Origin of the sequence: Paenibacillus sp. FSL K6-1318, from assembly GCF_037976905.1 — a bacterium.
Classification (GTDB): domain Bacteria; phylum Bacillota; class Bacilli; order Paenibacillales; family Paenibacillaceae; genus Paenibacillus; species Paenibacillus amylolyticus_A.
In genome coordinates this window covers 2964144-2990183 of record NZ_CP150270.1, presented here as the reverse complement: position 1 = coordinate 2990183, position 26040 = coordinate 2964144, and the positions used below count along the sequence as shown (strand labels likewise).

The 26040-nt window shown below is 46.4% G+C and carries 20 protein-coding genes; 4 read left to right on the top strand and 16 right to left on the bottom strand.

What is annotated here, in order from left to right; genetic code table 11:
• Position 1: 1 nt before the first annotated feature.
• From NYE45_RS13260 to NYE45_RS13245, 4 genes are all read right to left on the bottom strand, one after another.
• Positions 2-1750 carry a histidine kinase gene (locus tag NYE45_RS13260; protein ID WP_340016981.1) on the bottom strand — a complete coding sequence of 583 codons (1749 nt, stop codon included), beginning with the start codon at positions 1748-1750 and terminating at the stop codon, positions 2-4.
• A 91-nt stretch (positions 1751-1841) separates the two neighbouring features.
• Positions 1842-2732, bottom strand: a complete 891-nt coding sequence (locus NYE45_RS13255; RefSeq protein WP_062834211.1) for a carbohydrate ABC transporter permease — start codon at positions 2730-2732, stop codon at positions 1842-1844.
• A gap of 15 nt (positions 2733-2747) precedes the next feature.
• Positions 2748-3653, bottom strand: coding sequence for an ABC transporter permease subunit (locus NYE45_RS13250; protein WP_047842804.1), 906 nt, complete (start codon positions 3651-3653; stop codon positions 2748-2750).
• A gap of 148 nt (positions 3654-3801) precedes the next feature.
• On the bottom strand, positions 3802-7542 hold the full coding sequence (locus NYE45_RS13245) for an alpha-L-arabinofuranosidase C-terminal domain-containing protein (RefSeq protein WP_340016980.1): 3741 nt from the start codon (positions 7540-7542) through the stop codon (positions 3802-3804).
• A gap of 392 nt (positions 7543-7934) precedes the next feature.
• On the opposite strand from NYE45_RS13245, the gene NYE45_RS13240 reads away from it, so the two are divergent.
• The gene (locus tag NYE45_RS13240; RefSeq protein ID WP_340016979.1) at positions 7935-10352 is read left to right on the top strand and encodes a family 43 glycosylhydrolase; all 2418 of its coding nucleotides are present in this window, start codon (positions 7935-7937) and stop codon (positions 10350-10352) included.
• Positions 10353-10507: 155 nt separating this feature from the next.
• Here NYE45_RS13240 and NYE45_RS13235 read toward each other — a convergent pair whose 3' ends face one another.
• A complete protein-coding gene (locus NYE45_RS13235; RefSeq protein ID WP_340017367.1) occupies positions 10508-11062 on the bottom strand; it encodes a helix-turn-helix domain-containing protein in 555 nt (184 codons plus the stop codon).
• A gap of 129 nt (positions 11063-11191) precedes the next feature.
• On the opposite strand from NYE45_RS13235, the gene NYE45_RS13230 reads away from it, so the two are divergent.
• Positions 11192-11773 carry a LysE family transporter gene (locus NYE45_RS13230; RefSeq protein ID WP_340016978.1) on the top strand — a complete coding sequence of 194 codons (582 nt, stop codon included), beginning with the start codon at positions 11192-11194 and terminating at the stop codon, positions 11771-11773.
• Positions 11774-11824: 51 nt separating this feature from the next.
• Here NYE45_RS13230 and NYE45_RS13225 read toward each other — a convergent pair whose 3' ends face one another.
• Complete coding sequence (locus NYE45_RS13225; RefSeq protein ID WP_340016977.1) at positions 11825-12802, bottom strand: MBL fold metallo-hydrolase; 978 nt, start codon at positions 12800-12802, stop codon at positions 11825-11827.
• 200 nt (positions 12803-13002) lie between these two features.
• On the opposite strand from NYE45_RS13225, the gene NYE45_RS13220 reads away from it, so the two are divergent.
• The gene (locus NYE45_RS13220; protein ID WP_340016976.1) at positions 13003-13980 is read left to right on the top strand and encodes an alpha/beta hydrolase; all 978 of its coding nucleotides are present in this window, start codon (positions 13003-13005) and stop codon (positions 13978-13980) included.
• An 84-nt stretch (positions 13981-14064) separates the two neighbouring features.
• On the opposite strand, the gene NYE45_RS13215 is transcribed toward NYE45_RS13220, so the two are convergent.
• From NYE45_RS13215 to NYE45_RS13205, 3 genes are all read right to left on the bottom strand, one after another.
• Complete coding sequence (locus NYE45_RS13215; RefSeq protein ID WP_340016975.1) at positions 14065-14712, bottom strand: hypothetical protein; 648 nt, start codon at positions 14710-14712, stop codon at positions 14065-14067.
• A gap of 295 nt (positions 14713-15007) precedes the next feature.
• Complete coding sequence (locus NYE45_RS13210) at positions 15008-16489, bottom strand: DHA2 family efflux MFS transporter permease subunit (RefSeq protein WP_340017366.1); 1482 nt, start codon at positions 16487-16489, stop codon at positions 15008-15010.
• Between the two features lie 68 nt (positions 16490-16557).
• Entirely contained in the window at positions 16558-17145 is a 588-nt protein-coding gene (locus tag NYE45_RS13205) for a TetR/AcrR family transcriptional regulator (RefSeq protein WP_340016974.1), read from the bottom strand.
• A 274-nt stretch (positions 17146-17419) separates the two neighbouring features.
• Between NYE45_RS13205 and NYE45_RS13200 the strand changes: the two genes are divergently transcribed.
• Entirely contained in the window at positions 17420-18337 is a 918-nt protein-coding gene (locus tag NYE45_RS13200; RefSeq protein ID WP_062834202.1) for a LysR family transcriptional regulator, read from the top strand.
• Positions 18338-18377: 40 nt separating this feature from the next.
• Here the strand turns inward: NYE45_RS13200 and NYE45_RS13195 are convergent, their stop codons facing one another.
• Genes NYE45_RS13195 through NYE45_RS13165 form a run of 7 tightly spaced genes read right to left on the bottom strand, consistent with a single transcriptional unit; the run spans position 18378 to position 26009 of the window.
• Positions 18378-19142: an SDR family NAD(P)-dependent oxidoreductase gene (locus tag NYE45_RS13195; protein WP_340016973.1), complete on the bottom strand. Its 765-nt coding sequence runs from the start codon at positions 19140-19142 to the stop codon at positions 18378-18380.
• Between the two features lie 22 nt (positions 19143-19164).
• Positions 19165-20871: a M28 family peptidase gene (locus tag NYE45_RS13190; protein ID WP_340016972.1), complete on the bottom strand. Its 1707-nt coding sequence runs from the start codon at positions 20869-20871 to the stop codon at positions 19165-19167.
• Positions 20864-22117, bottom strand: coding sequence for an amidohydrolase (locus tag NYE45_RS13185; RefSeq protein ID WP_340016971.1), 1254 nt, complete (start codon positions 22115-22117; stop codon positions 20864-20866). The genes NYE45_RS13190 and NYE45_RS13185 overlap by 8 nt, the downstream gene beginning before the upstream one ends.
• A 35-nt stretch (positions 22118-22152) precedes the next feature.
• Entirely contained in the window at positions 22153-23142 is a 990-nt protein-coding gene (locus tag NYE45_RS13180; RefSeq protein WP_340016970.1) for a dipeptide ABC transporter ATP-binding protein, read from the bottom strand.
• Positions 23120-24136: an ABC transporter ATP-binding protein gene (locus NYE45_RS13175; RefSeq protein WP_340016969.1), complete on the bottom strand. Its 1017-nt coding sequence runs from the start codon at positions 24134-24136 to the stop codon at positions 23120-23122. Before NYE45_RS13175 ends, NYE45_RS13180 begins: the two co-directional genes overlap by 23 nt.
• Entirely contained in the window at positions 24114-25037 is a 924-nt protein-coding gene (locus tag NYE45_RS13170) for an ABC transporter permease (protein WP_340017365.1), read from the bottom strand. The genes NYE45_RS13175 and NYE45_RS13170 overlap by 23 nt, the downstream gene beginning before the upstream one ends.
• A 21-nt stretch (positions 25038-25058) precedes the next feature.
• Positions 25059-26009, bottom strand: coding sequence for an ABC transporter permease (locus NYE45_RS13165; RefSeq protein ID WP_062834196.1), 951 nt, complete (start codon positions 26007-26009; stop codon positions 25059-25061).
• Positions 26010-26040 lie beyond the last annotated feature (31 nt).

The following is a 26040-nucleotide window of genomic DNA, read 5'->3' as shown; positions in this document are numbered from 1 at the left end:
GCTACTCCCCTTCCCATGGAATTTTCACCAGAATGCACATCCCACCCAGCTCACTTCGCTGCGCTGTAAGACCATAAGCGGCCCCGAATTTGATTCTTAATCGCTGATTCACATTCATGAGTCCGGTTATCTCTTCGTTTCCATGTTTCCGCTCTGTTTCCTCGAAGGCAGATTGCAGGTAATTCAAGGTTTCGTCTGTTAATTGATCCCCATCATCCTCAATACGAATGGACAGGTATCCCTGGCCCTGTTGGTATGAAAGCTGAAGAGTACCTCCCTGACTACGCTTCGCAAGTGCATGCTCGAACACATTTTCTACGATTGGCTGGATGATGACTCTGGGAATCGAAATCATTCTGTACCTCGCACCCAGATCCTCCAATTCCAATTGAATCCTCGAACCAAACCGAATTTTCTGAATCGATGTATAGACCAGCGCATGGTCAATCTCAGCTCCCAACGATACTTCGCTATGGGAATCCCGGGACATGTATCTGAAATATTGACCCAGGTAGTCGGTGAATTCCTGAATGAGCTCCACATTCTCCACTTCCGCCATTTGCTTGATGCTGAACAGACTGTTGTATAAAAAGTGAGGTTGAATCTGGGATTGCAAATGTTTGAGTTCTGCCTCACTTGTTCGAATCCGTGCAACATAATTCTCATCGATCAATATATGTAAGCGCTCTATCATATGGTTGAATCGAGAGTACAAATAGCCGAATTCATCCCTTCTGGATGAAGGAATATGTACGCTTGTCTGGCCCTGCTCTGCCATTCTGAATCCTCGAATGAGTACCGATAAAGGTTGATGAATCGATCTGTAAATTGAAAACGAGAAGATGATAATGATGACAATCGACATAAAGGTCACCATCCATAACCACAATTTGTATTGTTCCAACGGTGCCCTAAGCACATCTTGTGGGATACTTGCAGTCAGCGTGAACGAGTGATCCTTGTCATGCAACGAATAATAGAGATACGGATCAGATTGGAACTTCGTAACTTGCATGGATACGGTTGGTTCAGGCAATACGGATCGGATTGATTCCATCGGTGCAGACTGCTCAGATGAAGAGATCACCACATGCTGCTGTTCGCCGAAACTCAGTGTAATCTCACTTTCACCCGTTTCCGACAGCTGTTGCAATCGGTGTTTCAATTCTTCAGCAGACAAGCGTATTCCTAATATGAAATTGGGTGGTTCCTCATGGTTCATGTTATATGGATTACTTTTCAGGAAATAGAGATCGTTATTGGAATGCGATAGTTCGCCATTCAGATTGCCCATCGTGGCGAGCAGATTCTTCCACTCAGTATCCTCTACGTCCCGAATTCCGTCCGCCGCACTGACCCGTTTATGCAGAGCAGGAACGTAATACACGACATCACTGATGTAAGGACTCGTTACCATGATCTGACTCAGCTTGTTGTGAATATTGTTCAGACTGGACGTAACTTCATACCTGCTCATAATCGCGGCTCGTGTACTTAGTGTGGACATGGGTTCATCAAATGAAAATTCGGTAACCATCGCACTCATTCGCTCCAATTCGAATTGCAGATGATTATGGTAGAAGTACAATTTGGACTCATGTGCCTTCTCCACCTCCGTCTGCATCTGCTTGGAGCTGACTTGCGTAATCATAATGCTTATCCCGTACAAGGGCAGAATGACCAGTACAAAAGCAATCATCAATTTGACGACAATGGATGACTCCCTCCATCTTCCCCGGATGAATCGCAATATTTCCCTCCTCCTCTCCTCACTCTCTTAAATTGCAAAAAAGGAGCCAGAAATCGGCTCCTTCCTTCCAACGGTTTTCCTCCTATCGATCTTATCCCTTTACACTGCCGACAACAAGCCCATGGACGAAATACCGCTGCAGGAACGGATACACGAGCAGGATCGGAATAACGGACAAAAAGATCTGGGAAGCTTGAGTCGTTCTATCCGATACCTGACTTAAGAGCGTCGCATCCTCCAGCGTCATCATCTCGCTCTGGATCATCGTCACCTGCTGTAACATGGACTGAAGATACGTAGCGAGCGGATAGCCTTCCGGACTCTTCATGTAGATCATGCCATCGAACCAGGCGTTCCAGTGTCCTACCATGGCGAACAACGTAATGGTTGCGATACTTGGCAGAGAGATCGGAAGATAAATGCTCCATAGTGTGCGAAAATGTCCTGCCCCATCCATCCAGGAGGCTTCTTCAAGCTCCTTCGGCAAACCTCTGAAGAAGTTGAGCATAAGGAGCACATTAAAGATCGGAACGGCTCCGGGCAGAATCAGAGCCCAGATGGAATCCAACAGGCCCGCTTCCTTAACCACCAGATAACCCGGGATCAATCCTCCACTGAACAGCATGGTGAATACAAAAATCCACGCATAAAACGTTCTTGAACGGAATTTCGCAGCCTCTTTGGAGAGCGGATAAGCTACCAGAATCGTGAAGATCAGATTGGTCGTTACCCCCAGAACTACACGAAGAAGGCTCGTGCCGAATGAGTTCAGGAACTGCTGATTTTCCAGAATGTATTGATAGGAGGACAATGTGAAATCCACAGGCCAGAATGTGACACTGCCCGCTTTGACCGCATCACTCGAACTAAAGGAAATCGCTAATATATTCACAATCGGGAACAGGCATAACAAGGCAAGAATCGTCAGGATGACGTAGTTAAACCCTAGGAACCACCGATAGGCTCTTGAAGCGTGGTGCATGATTCTGCCTCCTTTCTAGAATATCCGATAATTCGCAAATCGATAGGCCAAGAAATAACCAAGTCCGATAAAAATGAAGGAAACGACAGATTTAATCAGACCCAATGCTGTCGATACAGAATACTGTGCATCCTGCAATCCGATCCGGTAGATCATCGTATCCAGAATATCTCCTGATTCATATACCAATGGATTGTAGAGGTTGAACACTTGGTCAAAACCGCCGTTGAGTACATTTCCCAGACTAAGCGTTACCATCAAAATTACGATCGGTCGAATGCCTGGCAGTGTAATATGCCATGTCTGTTTCCATCTTCCTGCTCCATCCATAACAGAGGCCTCATACAGAGACTTATCAATATTAGTGAGGGCAGCGAGATAGATAATCGTACCAAATCCGAATTCTTTCCATTGATCTGTAATAACAAGTATGTAAGGGAACCACTCATTACTGGCCAGAAATTGAATCGGGTCAATCCCCACGGCTTTCAACAACATATTAACGATCCCCGTGCTTGGAGATAACACATCCACGATGATTCCCGCCAGAATAACCCATGAGAAAAAGTGAGGCATATAGATTACGGTCTGAATCGTTCGTTTAAAACCTGTCTTACGAACCTCATTGAGCAATAAGGCTACAAGTACCGGAATCACCAAGCCGGAAACAATTTTCATCGTCGATATAAATACCGTATTCCATACAACCTGCGAGAACCCCGGTAGATCGAACAGGTACCTGAAATTGTCCAAACCCACCCAATTCATATTTTTGAATCCGGCAATGGGAGAGAAATTCTGAAAGGCAATAGAAAGTCCCGCCATCGGAATGTAACCGAATACAATTATAATGAGCAGTCCAGGCAGAATCATGAGATGAAGCGGAACATTTCGGATAAATTGTTTGTAGTTGGAACGCATAAGCTGACTCCTCCTTCAACATTTATTATAGGAGCAGCCAGATCACTGCAATAGTGTGGGCTATTTACTTTGGGTATCTTTTGTTGACTCTCTCCCCTGGAACGTCAAAAAACCGCGATATCCGCGGTCTCTTGTTCACGCTATAGATTTAAATCAGAATATCCATAACTAATACATTCACTGAATGAGCAGGTAAATTAACCACCACCGATGTATCGGACAGTGTGATCTCCTGTTCTTGGGGAATCACTTTCTCATCATTCTTCTGATTCACATTTTGCATATGCACCAAATGATCTTCTCCAGTAAGCGTGATCAGTCTGGCTGAAGCATCAACCTTCAGATCCTGAAGGCAAATCCGGGTTGATTTATCCACACCATCTGCATTGACCAGTTTCACATATACATGCCCTGCGTCTTTTGTCACAGAGTGGAATACTTCCCGGTTGTAAGCTTCCAGCTTGTAATCCAGAACGTTGCTCGAATTGCGACCGTCTGTATAGGAGCAGATCAGATTCTTTCCTGTGTCCCCACCATAGTTAACCGTGATCGTATAATCGGTCCCATTCTCCAGTGGTTCATAGTTGGCCGCTCTCAGGTTACCTGCTGCCGAACTGGATGAATAATCTCCCAAGGTGTAACCTTCGATCCCTTGTTTGTACACCTTCACTCCTGTGGCATTTCCCCCGTAGCTGATTGCGTACTCGATGACATCCTTGTTCTCGGGCGAGATATCCGTCAGTCCCACACCGATGTAAAAACCATCCTCACCCGAGATTCGTTCAGCCTCAACGCTCACTTTGTAGTTGGTCCATTCGTCATTCAGCAGGTACAATCCGTTCAATCCACTGGTTTGTGCGCTCAAGATGAGCCCTTTCCCAGCGATTAACGTGTATCCTTCCGATCCAGGAATCTGTCTCCATGCCTCACTAGGCTCTGTACGTTCCCTGAAATCTTCATCAAACATCAAACTGCCATCCTCATTGGACGTCACAGTGACTCGTTTCACTACGATGTCTGCATGACCTGTTGCAATTTCGATACCGCCACGCGGAATGAGATTCAACGGTTTGCCTTTGCTATAGGTGGAGAATGAAGTCTCAAGCACCTGATCTCCTACATGTTTTGCAAAAAGCTGCTGTACATAATAATTCGGTGTATACCACACGGTTTCATCATCAAACCAGATGCAGTCCGGCGTCCAGCGATAGGTACCGTCCGTCAGTACTTTGTTGAACAATGGCGCATAGGCAGCCAAACGAACAACGTCCGCATTATTTTCAAATCCAGTCATGATCGCAGCTTCTGCGACCGCACCTGCCAGCGTATTTTTGTCCGTTGAAGCATATTCTCCAACAAATACTTTGGATGTTTCTTTCCAATCGATATTTCCGTCTTCAAGATAAGCCCGGTCATAGTAGTTGTATCGATCTACGTTGTTCAGCAAATATTCATTGGAGCGGTAGTAGTGCTCATCTGCAATGGTGTCCATGTAATTGTCCTGATTCTCATACCAAGTTACGGTCTCCTCAATCACCTCAGCACCATCTGCAAAAGCGACCTGAGCTGACCCGGTCAGATTCCCGCTGAGGAATTTCCATCCTTCCTGGTACGCATCATCATCCGCCTGAGCACCAACCGTCGAGATAATGTGCAGTTCATGATCAGGATAGTTCCGCTTCATGTACTCATCTATTGAACGTTTGAATACTTCGAAGTTGGCAAAAAATTCAGTGCCCCAGTTCTCATTACCTACGCCCAGATAACGAAGATCGAACGGTTCAGGATGTCCCATTTGGCTTCGTACCGCCGCCCATTCATTGTGTTCAAAGTCTGTACTGAGCGCAAAGTCGATCAGGTCTGTAAAGTTCCGGATATAATACTCCCTTAAAGCGCCACCCGCAGGGTGAGCGTAATCCGAGCGTGCCTGACATAACACACCGCAAGCCATGACTGGAACCGGAGCGGCATTCAGATCTTCCGCCAGTTGGAAGTACTCCATATAGCCAAGCCCCATCGTCATCATGTAACCCCAGACATTATAATTCTCTTTGCGGAGCTCAACCGGACCCACAGAATCCTTCCAGTCATATACGTTATCCCAGATGAAAGATCCCTCCGAGATACATCCTCCCGGAAAACGCAGGAACTTCGGATGCATATCTGCGAGTGCCTGGATTAGATCTTTTCTCAATCGATAGTTCGGATTACCTGTATAGTTGGCATGTGCTGTAGCCGATATTCCTTCTTCTGCCGGATCAGCTCCCCATACATTCTGAGGGACTAAGGACACCATATCGATGGAGATTTCACCTTTAAACGTAAGTGCCAGTTGACCAAGTACAGTCTCCGTTCCAGTCAGAAGCAAATCGTATTTCTTCCATGTGTTCCCGCCTTCAACATGTAGCGTTACCGAATCACTGATGGAAGTGTCACTTCCATTCTGTAATTGAACGGTGATCATTCCTGCCGATTCTGCTTTTGCCCATACGGTAAAGTCATACGATTCACCCTGCTTGATGGACATGGCACAATGCTGGTTGGAGTCTGAGAATCCGCGATTTCGAATCGTTGCCCCATCCTGAACCGTTACATAATAAGCATTGACTTCAGGGTCTTCCACGTTAAAGTGAACGTTCAGTCCATCCGTATGCTGTACGAGCATTTTCTCCGTATCGCCTGACCAAGCAAACAAAGGCTCACGGTTTCGCCCTGTCGAACAACCACATTCTCCAGAGTCATGCGAGTACGTATCGAATGCAAAGGATTCAAATGATCGATTCTGAACAAGCTCTGCATAGATTCCGCCATCTGCCGCGTTGTTAATATCCTCGTAGAAAAGCCCATACATGACTTCACTGATGTCTGCCACCTTTTGATCCCCATGGATGGTGACCGTATAAGGTGGGAGATGCGCCGGCACAACAGACACGTCAAAGCTTTGGCTCAGCTTACGATCTCCTCTGTGCAGAAGCGCACGGAGCGTAACCTCTTGTGCCGATGTGATTGCCTGAACCTCTCCGTTCTCGGACAAGACTGCCGGCTCACTGGAATTCCACTGAACCTTCACTTTACCACCCAGCAAATCTGCTGGCAGTGACACATCTTTGGTGATAATTCGGTTTGGGAAGGACAAGTACTTGTCCGCCGCAAGCTTCACAATCGCTTCATCTGTCAGTGACTCACACATCACTTCAATGACTTCATCCATGGTGAGCGCTGCCCCATAGATCCGAAAGTCGGATAACGAACCTGCAAAATCCACATCCGCTGCATACTGGGAACGTCCGATATAATTCTGACTATAATTCTCAGGATCGGTGAACGAATCAAACCATTCGCGCAATTTGGCATAATTGCCACTGGATGTCTGACTGATTGAACCGTCTGCGGCCTTCTCCCCATTCACATACACAATCGGACCCGCACTGCTCAACGTTCCCCCTTGGCTGCCTGCCACAGAGAGTGCAATATGCAACCATTCTCCACTTGCAACTCCTCGACTTGGGTGGACAACCAGATTATCGCCAGCATATAACGTACCCAGGAGCTGACGCGTCAGAAACAAATACGGCCCCTTCTCCCCGTTACCAAAGTCAAAAATGCGCTCCCACACATTGGACCCTTTGCCGAGAAATACCCAAGTTGCAATAGTAATTCCCGTGTTATCGCTTACATCACGAAGCAGATCCGACGGTAATTGTAGATAAGAAGTTCCATTCGCTCCCCCGTTGAAAGTTACCGCCGATCTTCCTTTTAACTCGGATATGACAGGGGGTAACTCGCCTTTTGCCAAACTATCATTTCCGTTCCCGGAGCTGTCTTTCCCAATCTGAACAGCATCTTCGAACGTGTATTGTGCGATTAATTGGTTTTGATATGTGGTCATGTTCTTACCTCCTATGTAGTTTGGAATTGTCGTTACAGAATACTCACCTTTAATTCGTATAAGTATAAAATGATTGATAAATAGTTAAACACCTAATCTAAACGTAATAATATCCCATCACATAACCTAATTTCAATCCTAAATTTGAGAATAATACCTGTTTTGTTTGAATGTAATGAGCCTTATCAGCTCTTACCGGCTCTCTTCATTTATTCATTTTAGTCTTATAAACATTACATTTATGGTTTACAAACATATAAACCAATTGATAATATAACAAATGAAAGCGCTTGATATAATGAAATACGCAAAGGAGGTCTGCCGAACCTTTTATCGTGTGTTGCCAAGTATCGGTTGATTTTTCATTCCGGGGAATAGGAAAGGGGAAACGTATGAAACGTTATTGGGTACGCGTACTTAACATTTCTGTACTAAGCACCACATTACTTACTGCAACAGCTTTGGCGCCGGTCTCGGTGTTCGCAAATGGTTCAGGGGCAACCGTTGGTAACTCGCAGACTTCCACCACACCTTTGGCAAATCCTGCTCCATCATTCAAAAATGTTTCCGTTCATGACCCTTCTGTCATTAAGGTGGATGATACGTTTTATATTTTTGGTTCACACCTGCAAGTCGCTAAGTCTAAAGACTTTTTGAACTGGGATTTGGTCGCATCGGGTGTTACGGATAACAACCCCGTTGTCCCCAATGTAACCAAGGAATTCGCTGAAGCGCTGGAATGGGCGCAGACGGATACGTTATGGGCAGCAGATGTCATTCAATTGGCGGACGGTAAATTTTATATGTACTACAATGCTTGTAAAGGCGACTCTCCCCGATCAGCGCTCGGCATTGCTGTCGCAGACAATATCGAAGGGCCTTATAAGGATCAAGGCATTCTGTTGAAATCCGGCATGTGGGATCAGATCAGTGAGGATGGTACCATTTACGATGCAACGATTCATCCCAATGTGGTCGATCCTGATGTCTTTTATGATAAAAACGGCAAGTTATGGATGGTGTATGGCTCCTACTCCGGGGGTATTTTCATTCTTGAGATGGATGCGACGACAGGCAAACCGCTGCCGAATCAAGGTTATGGCAAGAAGCTCACAGGTGGCAACCATAGTCGTATTGAAGCACCTTACATGCTCTACAGCCCAGAAACCGATTATTATTATCTGTACCTGTCTTACGGTGGACTAGGTGCTGATGGAGGGTATAACATTCGTGTAGCCCGCTCCCAAACACCGGATGGACCTTTCCTTGATGCGGAAGGAAACGATATGATCAACGTTAAAGCGGACAAGGATAAACCGTTGTTTGATGATCGTTCTATCGAGCCTTTTGGAGTCAAATTGATGGGGAACTTCCTGTTCGAGAGACAGATCGGTGATCCAGGCACAGGCCTAGGTAGCGGCTATGTTTCGCCAGGACATAACTCTGCTTATGTTGATCCGGAGACTGGCAAACAATTTCTCATCTTCCATACTCGCTTTCCAGGGCGTGGCGAAGAACATGAAGTTCGCGTACACGAGATGCATATGAATGCAGATGGATGGCCCGTTGTTTCTCCCTATCGCTATGCGGCTTTGGGAGAGGATACAACGCAACTGACAACTCAGGATATTGCTGGTCAGTACCAGTGGGTGAATCATGGTAAGGACATCACGGCGGACATCAAGCCATCCCAGACGGTTCAGTTCAAGGCAGATGGGCAGATTCATGGTGCCGTGACAGGAACATGGAGTCTTGGCGCAGACAACAAGGTTCAGATCACATCGAATAACGTTGTCTACAAAGGCGTTTTCACGCATGAATGGAACTCGGAATCTCAAAGTACGGTTCTGACCTTTAGCGCCCTCTCCTCCTCCGGGGTAGCCATCTGGGGAAGTCAAGGTGTTGAACGGAGCGATCAAGACATTGTAGATGCGGTGAAAAAGGATCTGAGCATTAGCAATACGGATCATGTGTTCTTCAACCTATCTCTGCCTACCAAGGGAACAAGTGATGCAGAGATTACGTGGAAAAGCTCCAACACTTCGGCTCTATCCGCTACAGGTGTAGTACAGCGACCGCGCGCTGGTAAGGGCGATGCCAAAGTAAAATTAACCGCAACGATTCGTAAAGGAACTGCGCTAAGCTCCAAAACGTTTAACGTTATCATTCCACAGCAAGCGGTAAGCCCTTTGCTCGGGGAGTATACTTTTGAGCACAAGAAACTTGCCAAAGTCGCACAGGATTCCAGTAAAAATGAATATCACGGACAAGCTTTTAACGTGGTCAGTTCTGCTGCTGGTGGCAAAAATCAGGCTGCCACTTTTAACGGGACAGACAGTTTCATCCAGTTACCTGGCCTCGTTACAGATACAACGGATTTCACGTTTAGCGCTTGGGTCAATTGGGACGGCGGCGGGTCCTGGCAGCGTATTTTCGACTTTGGAAATGGCTTGACGAGGCATATGTTCCTTACTCCCTCCCAGCATAATGGAGCGCTACAATTCACCATTCATAATGAGGGTCGGGATCAGAGTCTGATTGCTGCAAATCCACTGCCTTCCAAAGCGTGGGTTCATGTGGCTGTAACCCTTCAGGGTGATGTAGGTACTCTGTATGTGAATGGTACATCGGTTGCAAGCAGCTCTGAGATCACCTTCAACCCGAAAGATCTGCAGGTAACGGAAGCTTATGTAGGCAAGAGTCGTTATGCGGCTGATCCGTTCTACAAAGGCAGTCTGGATAACGTAAGAGTGTATGACAAAGCATTAACAGCCAAGGAAATTCAGCGTCAGGCCAAAGAAAAACCTTAACTAAGAGTCATATCATATGCGCTAGACTCCATTAGTGCACACATCAATAAAGCAGCCAATGTAGTGAACTGTACCCCATTTGTTAGAGACGACTAACAAGGGAGTTGCAGTTCATTACATCAGGCTGCTTTGTTGGCATTTCATTGAATTACATATCACTTCGGATAATGAATGACCATGTTTAATTTGTTCATCTTAGCACCTGAGTTAACATAGGCGTGAGGCTTGTCCGCTCCAAAAAGGATCGACTCCCCTGAACTCACCGTATAATCTTCCGACCCTACTCGAATCGTAACTTCACCTTCAAAGACCGTAATAAATTCTTCCGTACCTTCGATATGCGGTTCAGCATTCAACTCAGACTTGGGGTCCATCTCCATCATATATATTTCAAAACGACGACCCTCTTCAAAAGGAAAATGCGGATAAATCCGAACCCTTCCCTCATCCTCTATCAATACTTGAATATCATCGCCCGTTACAACAGTCGTATCTGACTTCGGCTCGTGGATCAAAGCAGTAAAAGAAATTTTCAAGCCGTTGGCAATCTTCCATACCGTTGCAATCGATGGGTTGGATTCGCCACGTTCAATCTGACCAAGCATGGTTTTGCTAATGCCGGACATTTCGGCAACCTTGTCCAGACTTAGCTTTCTTTGTTCTCGAAGCTGTTTCAGGTTCTGCGCAAGAATACTATTAATGTTTTTCAGAATCCATCCTCCTCATTTTAAAATTTCATTGTGCTTTATAACGCACATATTGTACAATAATAAAGATCGTACGTTATAACGTACAATTCATACCATTATATCATACAACCAAGAATACGTGGAGGACACATGAACATCATACCTTTAGTGACATACGCAATCATTGCTTCATTTACACCCGGACCCAACAACATCATTTCCATGACGCATGCAAGAAATCAGGGGTTCCGAAACACCCTTCCGTTTATCAGTGGAGTTGCAGCCGGCTGCCTGCTTATTATGTTTTTGTCCAGTTATTTCAACCTTATTCTTCATCAATATATCCCTAGAATTACCCCCGTCTTGAACCTGTTGGGATGTGTGTACATGCTCTATCTGGCGTTCAAAATCATGCGAAGTAAACCTGCAGATGCACAAGAAAACAAGGTTAATCATTATTCATTCCTATTCGGGTTCACCCTGCAATTCATCAATCCCAAAGTCATTCTGTATGGGCTTACTGCCATATCCGTTTTTGTTCTGCCTCTTGGGCAGTCCCATGTTCAACTACTCGCATTCTCCTTGCTGCTCACGTTTATCGGTATTAGTGCCAATATGACCTGGGCGTTCGGTGGTCTGTTATTCCAGAGCTTTTTAATGAGATACGAGCGTCCTGTCAATATCGTGATGGGTATGTTGTTAATCTACAGTGCACTGTCAATCCTGATGTAAAATGTAATAGAAAAAGCGTCCACTCATTTGATGAGCTGAACGCTTTTATTTTTATCCTAATTCCGGTCTCCACCACGGATGTACAGGATAATTCTCCGTATGAAGAACAACCTTCTCGCCGATTTTGGGTGTTGCAATCTTAACGTTCAAGGCATGTGCAGCCTTCGTAATTCGTTCAACGGGTTCATTCCAGGCATGGTAGGCCAGTGTGAATGCGGCCCAATGAATCGGAATGAGCAACTTACCACCAACATCCAAGTGTGCTTGCACTGTTTCTTCCGGCATCATGTGAATGTTGGACCACCGCTCGTCATATTGTCCACATTCCATCAACGTCAGGTCAAATGGACCATATTTACTGCCAATTTCCTTGAAATGAGGACCGTATCCGCTATCACCACTAAAGAATACTTTCGTATGTTGTCCAGCGATAACCCACGAACACCATAAGGTAGAATTACGGTCGAATAGTCCTCTGCCCGAGAAATGGCGCGCTGGCGTGCAAGCCAATGTTAGACCTTTGAACGATAACTCATCCCACCAGTTATGCTCGGTAATCTGTTCCGAAGGCACACCCAGTTGAATCAGCCGTCGACGTACCCCAAGCGGTACGATAAACCGTTTTGTTTTATCCTTTAATCTGCGAATGGAGTCATAATCCAGATGGTCATAATGATCATGGGATATAATGATTGCATCCAGAGCCGGGAAATCTTCCGGTTGAATTGGTATATTGGTGCTGTAACGTTTGGTACCCACCCAGGATACAGGTGATGGACGATTGCCAAGCATCGGATCAAACAGCAATCTGTGCCCTTCGATTTCTAGCAAAAATGCCGAATGTCCGAACCATGTAACCTGTGGGTTATCCGATGCATTAAAGGATTCAGCAGGTTCACATATCTCCATAGGCATTACGCCCACCGGCCTCCGCTCTACATTGCCACGCATGGAATCTCTCAATATACTGATCAGAGACTTGAAGCTCATGCCGGCCGATGTCGGGATCTGATTTTCGTATTTTGTCATTGTGCATACCTTCTGTTCTATATATTCAATCTGTGCCTCAACTTTTGAATAATATCTATTCATATCGTAGCTTTATATTAATTCATTGGCCGTTGATATTCAATTTTCGGTTAATTAAGATAGAATTAAGACTCTGTTTTCTCTCGTATAAGATTGGGCATATATGATAGAGAAAATACATGGAGAGTATGTGAGAGAACATGAAGAAATGGCGTAAAAGATTAATTAAGTTTTTGATATTTGACCTGGCGATAGTTCTGTTGCTTCTGGGTACTGGCGTCATCTACCAACAAGTGGGTTTAAGGCAGGATGCCAAAATACTCGTCCCCCCTGGTAAGCTGTACGAAGTCCATGGAGACAATATGCATCTATATACTGGTGGAGAAGGCGACGTAACAGTCGTGCTCGCCTCCGGCTGGGGGACCGCTAATCCCTATGTAGATTATTATCCATTATATGAAAAGCTTGCTCCCAACACAAAATTCGCTGTATATGACCGATTTGGATATGGATACAGTGATCAGACCGATAAGAAACGTGATGTCGATACCGTGGCAGAGGAATTACACGAGTTGTTAGAGGTATCTGGGCAGAAGCCACCTTATGTATTAGTTGGACATTCACTCGGCTCGCTGGAAACCATCCGTTTCGCACAGAAGTACTCGGATCTCGTGAAAGGCATCGTCATGATTGATGGAGGAAGTCCCGAATATTATTCGAATGACGATGACTCTTTGGCAGATACAATTGGTGGTTTTGCGAATAAATTCCGTATCCAAACCGGACTGTTCCGCCTCTCCATGCAATCTGACATGGTTGTCAAAACTTCCAATGCTAATCGTAATGAACTGAAATTTGTACCCGACGATCTGAAAAAGTTGGATACAACTGCGCTGTTGTACAACTATGGTAATGCTAACACGTTGGATGAATTACGAGAAATAGCTGCCAATGCCAAAGTGGTCGTAGATCACAAACAAACCTTAACATTTCCACTCACCATACTGACGGCTGATTACCTCGGTGCCAGTGAACCCGAATGGGATAAAACTCAAGCTGAATTCAAATCCTGGTCTAATGAATCGAAACAAATAACCATTAAAGATACCGATCATTACATCCATCAATATCGCCCTGATCTCGTTGCTGATGAGATTTTAGCCCTGGTGAAGAAATAACGTACACTCGATTAAAATAAGGCAACTTTATAACAGAAAGAAACCCCAAAGATTCTCGAACTCTTTGGGGTTTTGGCTATGAATTTATTGTGCTATCGCCAGTCTTGGCCGTTGGGATCTGAAATCACTGAAGGCTTGTTCAATCTCTGATGACGTCAACTGGTGACGATAGAAATACTGCTCCATCGCCTCCATTTCGGCGCGATCCCCATTGTAGATGTTATCAATTTTCCGAATGACCTGTTTATACAAACTTTCACGTCTGGATTTCACAGGTTCACACAACCAAAAGTCTGTTCTTTTCACATCACCTGTCTCCGTCCATAGTAAATTCTCATATCGAATGACATCCCAGTCCCAATATCCAGCATGAATCTGCTGAATTTCCGTCGTGAACATATCGTATATCAAGTTGGGAGGAATGTGTCCATATGTCTCACGGTACTGTTTCAGATTGAATGCTTCAATCCATTCTGTCAGGGTGTACTCTCCTGGTGAATACGCATACAATTTAGGTGCATATGGATGACTTTGCAGTGACCTAAGAGCCTCGCTTTCCATTTCCCCATCCAATTTTGCAAGCGAAGCATATACTTTGAGACAATAATCCTGCAATCTGTATACAACCGAGCTATTGCTAATAAGCGAAGCCTGTATAGTTAAATGGTGATTTTTTTCGTAGTGCAACAGCATCTTTTCGATGTTATTGCCGATGGAATTGATGATTATCATAACGTTGTCTCCTTGAGTAAAGATAAAATATAAACCGTTTTCGAATTGGTTCAAAATTGCACTATTACATCCTATATTACCCTTTTATATTAGTATGAACATATACAATCTTGCCGGAACATGAAGTATTTGCTCTGAAATTCATTCGTTGAACCACTGTATTCCGGCTATATTCCTACTCTAATGGCTGAAACCCGTTTCACGTCAACAAAAAAAAGACATAATAATACACAAAAAAGCGATGCGTCCTTGGGTAAGGAACGCATCGCTCTTAATATTGCGTCATTAATAATAATTAGTGCATTGGACCTTGTTGTCCAGCTTGTGCTCCAACTTTGACCCGTTTCACAAATAGTGAAATGATCAGTCCAATCACGGCAAGAACCAGTGCAAAGACAAACGCGTTTTGTACACCTGACGTGAAACCTGCCAACTGATTCTCAGGGCTCTCCGGATCCGTCACATTGCTCAAGAAGCGAGTCTGTCCTGCGCTCAGTATACTTACCGCAACAGCTGTACCAATAGCTCCGGATACCTGTTGAAGTGTATTCATGATCGCAGTTCCGTGAGGATAGAACTCAGGTGGTAATTGATTTAGACCGTTCGTTTGTGCAGGCATCATAATCATCGAAATACCGATCATCATGAACACGTGCAACGTAATGATCATACCCAGGGAAGTTGTCGCTTCGATGCCTGTGTACAAGAACAAGACAACGGATACGATAGCCATCCCAATAATAACAAGCCATTTTGGACCAAACTTGTCGAACAGACGTCCCATGATCGGAGACAAGAATCCATTCAGCAAGCTACCTGGCAATAGAACCAGGCCTGCTGTCAAAGCTGTAACCGCCATACCTTGTTGCAAGTACATTGGCAGAATCAACATCGAAGACAGCATCATCATCATACAGATGAAGATCAGGATCAGACCAACCGTAAACATTGGATATCGGAATGCACGCAGATCCATCATCGGCTGCTTCATTCTCAATTGACGGATACTGAATAACAGTAAGGACAATACGCCAATAACGAGAGTGGCAACAACGACAGGACTCGTCCAGCCTCCGCCAGTTTCCCCATGTCCTCCTGCGCTACTGAACCCGTATACAATACCACCAAATCCGAGTGTGGACAGGATAATGGACAGTACGTCAATTTTGGGCTTGGTCAATTTCGAAATATTCGGCAAGAACAGCAAGCCACATACCAGTGAGATAATGAAGAACGGCAAGGAAATCCAGAAGATCCAGTGCCAGCTCAGGTTAGCCAGGATCAGACCGGAGATACTCGGACCACTTGCTGGCGCAAACATGATAACCAAACCGATCAATCCCATGGCAGCACCACGTTTTTCAATCGGGAAAATAACCAATATGGTGTTAAACATCAGTGGCAACAACAGCGCTGTACCTATAGCCTGAAGTACCCGGGCCACCAACAGAATTTCGAAGCTAGGTGCAAGCGCAGCAACGAGTGTGCCTGCAATCGAGAAAATTAGGGACGTTGTGAACAATTGTCTGGTTGTAAACCACTGCAACAGCATACCGGATACCGGTACCAGGATTCCCAATACAAGCAGATAACCTGTGGTTAACCATTGAATCGTTGTAGGTCCTACTTCAAGCAGACCCATAAGTGGTGTCAAAGCCACGTTTAATGCTGTTTCTCCAAACAGACCAATAAAGCCGCTCAGCAGCATGGCGAACAAAATCGGAAATACCTTGTATTGCTTTGTTTCTTGTTGATTCTGTGCAGAATCAGCCTTCATGGAAACCTCCACGATCCCATCCTCCTCAAACGTATCGAACTTTCTTTTTCTCTGTCTCTTGGTATAACTTATTGAATGTGTCTGGCATTCTTCGCCACAACCGACAAATAATCAGCAGCCGTCAGCAGAGGCTGTTTATCCTGATTCGTCAGGCTGATTATCAATGCGCCTTCCATCAAGGAAATGACCAGAAGTGCCGTCTCCCGCGCCTTCTCTTCACCAATGCCATCCAGAATCAGATGTTTCTTAATGACATCCTGCCAATCTGCAAATACCCCCTGACAGGCAACACGCAACTGCTGACTAATACATGAGGTCTCCACAGCTGCCCAGAAGCTGAATGGCAGAAATCCGGTAAAACCAGCTGCTTCTGTTTCATGAGCCAGATCATGAATAAATCTCTGAATGGCGTCCCCCGTGTTGTCATGGGCTGCAAAGGTTTGCTCAAATGTCTGCAGGATATGTTCATTGGCTTTTTGAATACACTCGTGCGCGAGCTCTTCTTTGCCGTGCGGGAAATAATGATATAAGGACCCTTTCGGCGTACTACTCTCCTTGATGATCTGATTCAGACCGGTCGCATGATATCCTTGTGAAAAAAACAGTCTCGCTGCTGTGCTGACAATGGACTCTCTAGCATTAGACTTTTCACTCAACGAAAGCCACTTCCTTCAAATAATTATAACAATCGGTCTATATAATTAAACCCGCTCAAATAAGTACTGTCAATCATTTTTATTTCAAATTTTAATGTAAACGTTAACACTTCAGGAGTAAGAAAATAAACCAAGCGACTGCGCATGGTCAGATTATCAAAATATTTAAATCCAATTGGAATAGTATGTATTAATCATGCTATACTAATCGAGAAATTGTAAATCATTATTCAAAACATATATTTATAGAAAGGTGTTTGCCATGGAGATGCGAATGATTAAGACCTTTCAAACCATTGTAAAGCTTGGAAGCTTTCAGCAGGCAGCAGAAGCATTGCAGTATTCACAACCCGCCATCACACAACACATTCAGAAGCTTGAAGGTGATCTTGGTGTGAAATTAATTGACAGAGGAAAAAAGATTAAATTGACGGAAGCGGGGAAAATTTTTTACGCCAGAGCCGATCAGCTTCTTAAAGAATATGAGTACTTAACGAATACGATCTCGGACATCCAGCAAGGACAAGCCGGTTATGTGCGAATCGGAGTATCCGAGCCAACAGCGAGCCACAGACTTCCGGCGATTCTGTCTTCGTTTGTGGAGAAAAATCCAAAGATCAGACTCAGCATCCGTATTGGGGACAGCAAGTTGCTAAATGAGCTGGTTGTGGATGAACAGCTTGACTTTGCCGTCTGCCCTTCTCCAGAAACCAGTCTGGATACCGAGTTTCAGCCTCTTCTTTTTGAACCCATGGCCTTATTGTTGTACAACACGCATCCATTCGCTCAAGCTACTGAAATACATTTGCAGGATCTCAAAGGACAACCGTTTCTGTTCACACCTCCGAATTGCCCGATTCGAATTCGAATTGAACAGCTGTTGGCCGAGAAAATTGACAGTGATTATCAGGGTATCGAAATAAGTAATATCCGATCTCACAAATATTATGTACAAGCCAAATTGGGCATAACGATTGCTCCCATAGCTACGATCTCTCCTGCTATTCCGGGAACCGTTATCCAACCCATTGCCGATCTGAAGGTTGGCCCCATCGTGGGCGTTTTGCGTAAACGAAATACTCCGCTTGGTACTGCGAGCGAGAAGCTGATGCTGGATATTCGAGCCGCTCTACTCCAAAGTAACCTGTATGTTCCAGAGTTCGAGCTTCCTTCCAAGCTGGCATTGCCATAAAATGACTTGCCAGCTGCAATCATAGTATAGGACTCCTTCGCTACTTCAGTCTGCCCGCCGTGCGTCCGCCATCTACCGTCAGTATGCTGCCCGTTATAAATGAAGCCAGTTCCGAGGTTAGATACAAAATGGCTTGAGGAGCATCGTCGGGACCTGACGTCCGACCTAACGGTGTAATTTTAATCATATGTTCCGTATGTGCCTGTGTCATCACACTAACCTCACTGCCGGGTGCATATCCCGGTACAACGGCATTAACCCGAATGCGATGTGGTGACAATTCCAGTGCAAAGGTTTTGGTGAGCATCTCGATCCCTACTTTGGAAACGGAATAATTCCCCATGCCAACACCGGCGGTGGAAGCTGCTCCCGAGCTTATATTAATGAAGGAGCCTTCCACCCCGCTTACAATCATCTGATTGGCAAACTGCTGTGTGAGTAGAAACGGTGCTGCCAGATTCAGATCCATCGTATCATTCCAATCCTGAAGCGTCATGTTCATCAGTGTGCGATATGGGTATATCCCTGCATTATTGATCACAATATCTGGCGCATTCCATTGGTGTTCAACCACGTGAACCAATTCATTGACGGAGTGTTCGTCAACAAGGTTGGTCACATGCCAGTGCACCTCCACACCCTCCTGCTTCAGTTCATGCGCTACATCCCTTAGAGCGTCTTCTCGAATATCGGACAGATAAAGTTTCGCCCCTTCGACTGCATATGCTCTTGCAATCCAACGTCCAAACACACCAGCAGCCCCAGTAATGACTACCTTTTTACCAATAAATCTTCGTTCAGTCATGATGTTCTCTCCTTTATGCAATTCAGTTGGAATGGACATGCCTCTCGCTTTCGGTCACAAGAAGAATCGCCTGTTTAATCTCATAACCGATACGATTCACCTGACGTACAAGTGATGTTCTTAACCTGTAAAAGACTTCACTGTCCACCGTGGCCGCAGCCAACTGTTCGGCTTCCGCAAGAGCGGGTACCAGCAAATGACTGCCTGCAAGATCATGATCATAACGGCTGCCTTGAACGTAGTTGATGGGAACAAGCCATCTGCTGAGTGCCAATATCGTTCGATTCACCTCTGAAACTGACGTATCCGGCAAGGAACCACGTTCAACTCGTCCATAGAATCGATCCGTAATAGCCTGAAGATGTTGTACCCTGCTTGTTATATGTGAAAAGTCTATATGCTCCCCGGCAAGCTCGGCGTAATAGCCGATTCTGTCCGATAACGTCTGAACAGCTGGTCTCTGATCAATGGGAATGATCGGAGATGACGCAGCATGGTAAACTGCTGCTGCATACACTTTGCAATCCCGTGCCAGAACATCTCCGTCAATTTTGTCCAACGTATCCTCCGTCGTATGCCACCACCAGCCAAACCAGCCTTCAGGCTGATAGGATAACCCCATGAAAGCCGACGGAAGTCCGGCACCCCAAAAGGACTGATCCCCCGACCTGCCAAAAGGCGAACCGAGGAAAGCCTCATCCGTTACAACCCGGATTGCCTGCTCACATAACTCCTTAGTCTCTGCCATGGTGTTCGCCGCAGCCAGATTACTGGCACCCTTGGCGCCCACAGAGTCAATATTGATATGGAGCACGCCATTCTCGTGCAGCTCCTCCCAATGAAGATCACTGTATAATGCTGAACCCGCATATCTGCCATGGGAATGCCCGGACCAAAAAGCGAATCGAACAGAACGCCGCAGAGAATGACGGTGCAGAGATAATACGCGTGCCACTTCCACCATGACTGCATTAGCGGAGCCGTTATCCATCGCACCATAATGCCAGGAATCCACATGTCCGCTGAAAAGTATAAAGGACTCCGGCTCCACCGTGCCTTGGATCTCAGCAATCAGTGTAGGGATCTTGACCCAACCCGTTTTCACCTCGGCATGTAGCGTAACCTCTACCGAACCACCATCACGCGTGGATATCAGCGACTTAATCCGCTCTCCGTCAGCCTTATTGACCGAAAACACCGGAATGGCAGGATAACCATCATCTGCTGGTGTCGGATTCCCCCACACGGAAGAAACGATCATCTCATGCGTATACGCACCACTATTAATAAATATGATTGCGCTGGCACCCTGCTGCTGCAAACGGTGAATGGTAGTCCAATTCGCCAGTCCGTGCACGATCACCGCGCTGTTGATCCGCTGACCTTCCCTGGAGTTCTGGTCTTCCTGCTCCAGATCCAGGAATCTCAATTCCGTGTTCAATTGTTCCGCCTGGGCCGACATCGAATGTGTAATAGCCCTGAAAGAGATATCACCAACCCGGAGTTCTGCTCGGATCGGGATACTGATATAGGCCTCGTTAAACGTAAGCTCCGTGGTCAGACCGAAGCTCTCCAATTGCTCTTGAATATAACGAAATGCCCGCAGTTCTTCTTCTGATCCGGACAAACGAATCTCCTTAGCGATCTCTTTGTTGTATTCAAGCAGCAGATCACGATTGATTTCATGCAGAACGACATTCAATTCCGTTTGTTGCTGCAACTCAGCCATTTGCATTCCCCCTTTCCTCTTTGCCTGCCGCAACGCCTAATGCAATCCTTGATTCATCATCACTGCTCTGGTTCAAATAATGAATGGCCGTTTCGCCAAGAACCGATATGCCTGTGACAATGGCTTGCTCATCAAAGATAATCGAATCACTGTGAAGAGGAAGCTGCGAGCGGGCATCTCCCTCTGCCACCGTTCCGAGCCGGAATATGGCTCCAGGCACATATTCAAGATACGCGCCAAAATCTTCGGCACCCATGGATGGTTCCTTCAGATATACGACCGAATCCTTACCAATCACAGACTCCGCTGCATGTTCAATCACGTCGACTACGTGATCATCATTAATAACAGGAGAACCGCCGCGGTAATAGTCAAATTCCGCTTGTCCACCAAAACCTTCCGCAATCGTCTCGATGAGACGCTTCATATATACTGGCACGGCTTCACGTGTCTCCGGATTGTGCGTACGGATCGTACCTCTGAGTTGAACTTCACCTGCGATAACGTTATAGGCATTGCTATTGCTTTGCAGCTTCGTGATCGAGATGACGGAAGAATCCAGTGGAGACAGGTTGCGGGATACAACCGTTTGCAGCGCAGTTATGATCTGGGCAGCAATAATAACCGGGTCAATCGTGCGGTGCGGATACGCAGCATGTCCCCCTTTTCCCGTCACCCGAATATCAAAAGCATCTGCCGCAGCCAGCATCGCTCCTTTCCGTAATCCAATTTTGCCTGCGGGCAAATCCGGCCATACATGCAGGGCAATAATCGCATCCAACTCAGGGCTCTGCAATACGCCTGCCTCAATCAGATCCGTAGCTCCCCCCCGTACTTCCTCCGCAGGCTGGAAAATAAATTTCACCGTTCCCCGAAGCTCATCTCTGTGCTCACTTAATGCCGCCGCGGTTCCGAGTAGAATCGCTGTATGCACATCGTGCCCGCAAGCGTGCATCACACCTTCGCGAGTGCTGGCATATGGCAATCCGGTCTTCTCCTCAATAGGCAGGGCATCCATATCAGCGCGAATGCCGATCGTTCTGCCAACACGTCCACCTTTCAGAAGCCCAACCACCCCTGTTCCACCTACACCCGTCTGTACTTCAAGGCCAGCCTCCGTTAAAAATTGGGCAACCAGTTTAGCCGTTTCAAACTCCTGGTGTCCAAGCTCCGGATTCTGGTGAATATGGCGGCGGAGCCGAATCGCCTCGTCCTTCCACTTTTCGGCTGTGATACGAAAACTCATCGTTGCATTCCTCCTCTTCCATGCTGAATTGACCACTATTCGTTATATAAATGACATTGCACTTCGCGCTCAGGTGTGACGAAGCGTTTCTGCGGAACGACCTGACGGCATGTCTCCATCACATAAGGACAACGGGTATGAAAAACACAGCCCGAGGGAGGATTAAGTGGAGAGGGAATCTCCCCGCTTAATACCACTCTCTCCCGCTTCACACGCGGATTCGGAATGGGTACCGCTGACAACAAGGATTTGGTATACGGATGGAGTGGTTCGGCGAACAACGCTTCTGCGGGTCCCTGCTCTACCATTTCGCCCAAATACATTACGCCAATGCGATCGGCAATATGGCGTACCACGCTAAGGTCATGGGCAATAAACAAATAGGAAATTCCCAGCTCCTCCTGAACCTCTTCCAGTAAATTGATGACCTGTGATTGGATCGATACATCCAGCGCCGATACCGGCTCGTCACATATAATCAGCTTCGGCCCAAGGGCCAGCGCTTTGGCTATACCCAACCGCTGGCGTTGACCGCCGGAAAATTCGTGAGGAAAGCGCTCATAATGCTCTTCACTGAATCCGACTTTGCGCAGCAATGACAAGGCTGTCTCCATTCTGTCCCGTTTATTGCCCTTCTTATGGATTAATAGCGGTTCTTCAATTGAATAGCCCACACGTTTGCGAGGGTCCAGCGAGGTATATGGGTCCTGGAAAACCATCTGCATATGTTGCCTGTAATTTCGCAATTCTTTTTTGCTTAATCCGAGAATGTCGGTACCCTCGTAAAATGCTTCCCCGGACGTCGGTTCAACTAGTCTGAGAATGGACCGACCAAGTGTGCTCTTGCCACAACCGGACTCTCCTACTAAACCGAAGGTTTGCCCGGTATGGATGTCAAAGGACACACCATTGACTGCCTTGACTTGTCCCTTGGTTCGCCCAAAAGAAGATCGAACAGGGAAATGTTTGTTCAGATTGCTCACCTGTAATAGCGGCTTCGACTCAACCAATGATTTCGAGTTCATGTGTCTCCTCCTGAATCGTTGCTATTCCGGGATACCAGCAGCGTACCGAATGTTTCTCATCCACCTGCTTCAATGGAGGTGCTGCTCGCAGGCACTGTTCATCAGCATAAGCGCATCTCGGAGCAAACCTGCATCCCTCGGGAATCTGATGCAGCGGTGGAACCGTTCCCTCAATGACGTGCAGCTTGCTGTGTTGTTCACCATCTATTCGTGGAATGGATTTCATTAAACCTGACGTGTAGGGATGCTTCGGATCGAAAAATAAATCGTCCACACTGGCCTCCTCCACGACTTGGCCCAGATACATAACAGCCACCCTTGTGCATGTCTCTGCGACGACACCCAGATCATGTGTGATCAGGATGACCCCCAGTCCCGTCTTCGATTGCAGACTCTCAATCAGTTCCAGAATCTGAGCCTGAATCGTTACGTCCAACGCAGTCGTTGGTTCATCCGCGATCAGCAGTTTGGGATTACAGGCCAACGCCATGGCAATCATGACCCGTTGTCGCATACCCCCTGAGATTTCATGTGGATGCTCATCTACTCTCTTCTCCGGTGAAGGAATTCCCGTCATTCGGAGAAGGTCGACCGCAGCAAGGCGCGCCTGCTTGCCATTCATGCCCTGATGCAGCTTCAAGCTCTCGGCAATTTGTTTACCGATGGTCTGTACCGGATTCAGGGAAGACATGGGGTCTTGAAAGATCATGGAGAGTTCATTGCCACGAATGCGTTCCATTTGTCTTTTCGATAAGCTTAATAGATTGGTTCCCTCGTAGAGGACTTCACCGGAGTAATCCACGTAGTCTTCATCAAACAATCTGAGGATGGATTCGGCGGTTACGCTTTTTCCACACCCGGACTCGCCTACGATGCCGAGCGTCTCACCAGCAAGGACGTGGAAGGATACACCTTCCACCGGGTGAATCGTTCCCTTTTCGGTTGAAATGGATACTTTCAGATCCTTCACCTCAAGCAGCGGTTGTTTTCCCACGTCGTCTCCCCCTTTTCACCTTATTGGCATGCGGGTCGAGCAGATCTCTTAGACCATCACCGAACAGATTAAGCCCCAACACAACGAGTACCAGGAAAATCCCAGGAAAGACTGTCATCCACCAAGCGTTATAGATTACCGTTTTCCCGTCAAAGAGCATATTCCCAAGACTTGGGGACGGTGAAGGAATACCCGCACCAAGGAAACTTAACGAAGCTTCCGTCAGGATCGATACGGCAAATATAAAACTGGATTGGATAATAAGCGGGGACAGTGTATTGGGTGCCATATGAATCCAGATGATCCGCCAACTGCTGGCTCCCTGTGCATGCAACGCTTCAATATAAGTCAGCTCACGAATTACCAGTGCTTTGGAACGAATGATTCGAGCCATGGATGGAATGAAGATAATACTCAGGGCAATAATGACATTTCCCGGATTCGGACCAAGTGCAGCCATAATGGAAATGGCGAGCAGAATGGATGGAAAAGCAAACAAGCCATCACAGATACGCATAAATATGTGGTCCAGCACCGAGTAACTTGCGGATAATAGTCCCACAATCATACCGATCAATGACGCCACGGCCGTAACAGCGAAACCTACTGCAACCGAAATACGCAACCCGTATACGGCCCGAGTGAATACATCACGCCCAAAGTTATCTGTACCAAAAACATGCTGCCCGCTCGGACCTTTGAGGCGATTCACCGGATCAATCTGTAACGGGCCGTACGGTGTAATTAAGGGCCCAACGATGACCAGCAGAACAACAACCAACAAAATTCCCGCCCCTGTAGTTAACAAGGGATTATTCATAAAACGTCTGAATGCGATACGTCTGCTTTTCCTCTTCTTGTGAAGTCCTGACGGAGCGATGGTCGTTCCCGAATTGGTTATCAAGTGGTGTCCACCTCCCGTTTATTTCTTGCTTAATCGAACCCGTGGATCGACCAAACCGTACAACAAGTCAACAATCAGATTCACGAACACATAAGCCACCGTAACCAGCAGCACCGAACCCTGAATCACCGAATAATCTCTTCGACTAATCGAGTTCACGATGAGTTGCCCGACGCCCGGAATATTGAATAACGTTTCAATGACCGCAGCGCCTGTAACCAGCCCACCGAATGATTCCCCAATCACCGTTAAAATCGGGATAAACGCAACACGTAACGCATGCGTATACACAATCGTTTTTTCTTTGACTCCCTTGGCTTTCGCGGTCTTGATAAAGTTGCCGGACATCACATCGAGAATCGACGATCTCGTCATTCGAGTAATGAGCGCTGCCTGTATGATGCCAAGCACGATACCTGGTAACAGGAGGTATTTGATATGCTGCCACAGCCCCTCGCTAATCGGCTGATATCCTGCAACGGGTAGCCAGCGCAGCTTTACACTAAAGAACATGACCAATAGTGATCCTAGTAGAAAACTCGGAATTGAAATGCCAAGCATCGAGAATCCCATCACCGATTGATCCACGATCGTGCCTCTTCGCTTGACCGCTGTAATGCCAAGGAACAAGGCAAGAAAAACACCGATTACCTGTGCAATGATGGCGAGGGATAATGTGGGCGCCAACCGTTCAAAAAATGCTTCTGTCACAGGCTTGTCCAGAAAGATCGACTCCCCCAGATTCCCCGACAACAGCCCCAGCATCCAAATGCCAAACTGCTCATAAATTGGTCTGTCCAGCCCCAATTTGCTTCTTAACTCATCAATGTCGGCCTTTGTCGCCTCTTCCCCCAGCAGAATGGCAGCCGGATCACCCGGTGTGACATGAATGATGGAGAACACAACGATGGCGACGACGAACAAAACCGGAATCAAAGATAATAACCGCCGAACGATATATCCACCCATAAGAGGGCACCTCACTCTCGTGTTGGCAAAC

Bases quoted from the DNA above. Each gene is read 5' to 3' on its own strand.
- NYE45_RS13255 (WP_062834211.1), bottom strand. From the start codon at position 2,732: ATGCACCACGCTTCAAGAGCCTATCGGTGGTTCCTAGGGTTTAACTAC.
- NYE45_RS13250 (WP_047842804.1), bottom strand. From the start codon at position 3,653: ATGCGTTCCAACTACAAACAATTTATCCGAAATGTTCCGCTTCATCTC.
- NYE45_RS13245 (WP_340016980.1), bottom strand. From the start codon at position 7,542: ATGACCACATATCAAAACCAATTAATCGCACAATACACGTTCGAAGAT.
- NYE45_RS13240 (WP_340016979.1), top strand. From the start codon at position 7,935: ATGAAACGTTATTGGGTACGCGTACTTAACATTTCTGTACTAAGCACC.
- NYE45_RS13230 (WP_340016978.1), top strand. From the start codon at position 11,192: ATGAACATCATACCTTTAGTGACATACGCAATCATTGCTTCATTTACA.
- NYE45_RS13225 (WP_340016977.1), bottom strand. From the start codon at position 12,802: ATGACAAAATACGAAAATCAGATCCCGACATCGGCCGGCATGAGCTTC.
- NYE45_RS13220 (WP_340016976.1), top strand. From the start codon at position 13,003: ATGAAGAAATGGCGTAAAAGATTAATTAAGTTTTTGATATTTGACCTG.
- NYE45_RS13215 (WP_340016975.1), bottom strand. From the start codon at position 14,712: ATGATAATCATCAATTCCATCGGCAATAACATCGAAAAGATGCTGTTG.
- NYE45_RS13210 (WP_340017366.1), bottom strand. From the start codon at position 16,489: ATGAAGGCTGATTCTGCACAGAATCAACAAGAAACAAAGCAATACAAG.
- NYE45_RS13200 (WP_062834202.1), top strand. From the start codon at position 17,420: ATGATTAAGACCTTTCAAACCATTGTAAAGCTTGGAAGCTTTCAGCAG.
- NYE45_RS13195 (WP_340016973.1), bottom strand. From the start codon at position 19,142: ATGACTGAACGAAGATTTATTGGTAAAAAGGTAGTCATTACTGGGGCT.
- NYE45_RS13190 (WP_340016972.1), bottom strand. From the start codon at position 20,871: ATGGCTGAGTTGCAGCAACAAACGGAATTGAATGTCGTTCTGCATGAA.
- NYE45_RS13185 (WP_340016971.1), bottom strand. From the start codon at position 22,117: ATGAGTTTTCGTATCACAGCCGAAAAGTGGAAGGACGAGGCGATTCGG.
- NYE45_RS13180 (WP_340016970.1), bottom strand. From the start codon at position 23,142: ATGAACTCGAAATCATTGGTTGAGTCGAAGCCGCTATTACAGGTGAGC.
- NYE45_RS13165 (WP_062834196.1), bottom strand. From the start codon at position 26,009: ATGGGTGGATATATCGTTCGGCGGTTATTATCTTTGATTCCGGTTTTG.